The 1,595-nt window shown below is 63.4% G+C and carries 2 protein-coding genes; both read left to right on the top strand.

Translation table 11 applies throughout. The features are described from left to right. Nucleotides 1-91 precede the first annotated feature (91 nt). On the top strand, nt 92-790 hold the full coding sequence (locus ACE3PP_RS19630; RefSeq protein ID WP_374384979.1) for a TetR/AcrR family transcriptional regulator: 699 nt from the start codon (nt 92-94) through the stop codon (nt 788-790). A 41-nt stretch (nt 791-831) separates the two neighbouring features. Continuing rightward, the coding region (locus ACE3PP_RS19625; RefSeq protein ID WP_374384978.1) for an acyl-CoA dehydrogenase family protein at nt 832-1,595 on the top strand (764 nt) is incomplete at its 3' end.

Here is a 1,595-nt window from a genome sequence, read left to right as displayed (position 1 = left end):
TTCCTCTAAAAAGAGGCTTGCGGTCGGGGGGCGATTTCCCCTATGATTCAAACGAACGTATGAATCATGCTTCCGGAAGCAGGGGACCACCATGGCAGAAGTCCGCAACATCGATACCCGCGAGCGCATCCTCGATGCCGCCGAGCGCCTGTTCATGGCGCACGGCTACGAGGGAACCTCGATGCGCCAGATTACCGGCGATGCGGCGGTGAACCTGGCGGCGGTCAATTACCATTTCGGCTCCAAGGAATCGCTGATGCAGGAAGTGTTCCGCCGCCGCCTCGACTGGCTCAACCAGGAACGGATGCGCGTGCTGAACGAAATGGAAGCCGCCGCCGGCGACAATCCACTCAAGCCGTCGCAGATCGTCGATGGCTTCTTCGGCACCCTTTTACGCATGGCCGACGACGAGGAGCGGGGCGGCATGACCTTCCTGCGGCTGCTCGGGCGGACGCTGACCGAGCCTTCCGAATTCATCCGCACCTTTCTCGCCGACGAGTACGCCGGGGTCATGGAGCGCTACAAGGCTGCGCTGTTCAAGGCGCTGCCCGACGTGCCCAAGGCCGAGATCGTATGGCGCTTCCATTTCATGCTCGGCGCGACGTCCTACGCCATCGCCGGTACCGACGCGCTACGCGTTGTCACCGACTGGCAGATCGAGGAGGTGGACACCGTCGACCGCGTCGATCGCATGGTGCCGCGCCTGATGGCCTTCCTGCTCGGCGGATTGCGCGCGCCGCTGCCGCAGCTTGACGCGCGGAGCGACGAATCGGGCATCCGCGCCGCCTGAGCCGAAAATATTCCAACAAGATCCATTTAGGAGACAGCACCATGTTCGATAGCATCATCCCTCTGCTGGGTATCGCCATCCTGGCGACTTTGGCCGGGCTGATCCTCGTCCGGCCGATCCGTCGGGCGCTGATCACCCGGCCCATTTTTTCCACCTACCGCAAGGTGCTGCCGCAGATGTCGGGCACCGAGCGCGATGCGCTGGAAGCCGGCACCGTCTGGTGGGAAGGCGAGTTGTTCCGCGGCAAGCCGGACTGGAATAAATTGCACGCCTACCCGACGCCGACGCTCACCGCCGTCGAGCAGTCGTTCATGGACAACGAGGTCGAGGAAGCCTGCCGTCTGGTCGATGACTGGAAGGTGACGCACGAGCTCTACGATCTGCCCAACGAAGCCTGGCGCTACATCAAGGACAAGGGCTTCCTCGGCATGATCATCCCGAAGAAGTACGGCGGCCTGGAATTCTCGGCCTATGCACAGTCGCAGGTGGTGACCAAGCTGTCGACGCGCTCTTCCGCCCTGTCGGTGTCGGTGATGGTGCCGAACTCGCTCGGCCCGGCCGAACTGCTGCTGCACTATGGCACCGAGGAACAGAAGAACCACTACCTGCCGCGTCTGGCCAAGGGCATCGAGGTGCCGGCATTCGCGCTGACCAGCCCGTGGGCCGGCTCCGACGCGGCGTCGATTCCCGATTCGGGGATCGTCTGCAAGGGCATGTGGCAGGGCAAGGAAGTGCTCGGCATGCGCGTCACCTGGGACAAGCGCTACATCACGCTGGCGCCGGTGTGCACCATCCTCGGCCTGGC

Source organism: Dongia sp. (genome assembly GCF_041910485.1).
Lineage (GTDB): Bacteria > Pseudomonadota > Alphaproteobacteria > Dongiales > Dongiaceae > Dongia.
The sequence above is the reverse complement of the archived record's forward strand: the minus strand, read 5'-3'. Positions and strand labels throughout refer to the sequence as shown.

Coding starts and splice junctions, on each gene's coding strand:
- ACE3PP_RS19630 (WP_374384979.1), top strand. CDS start 92: ATGGCAGAAGTCCGCAACATCGATACCCGCGAGCGCATCCTCGATGCC.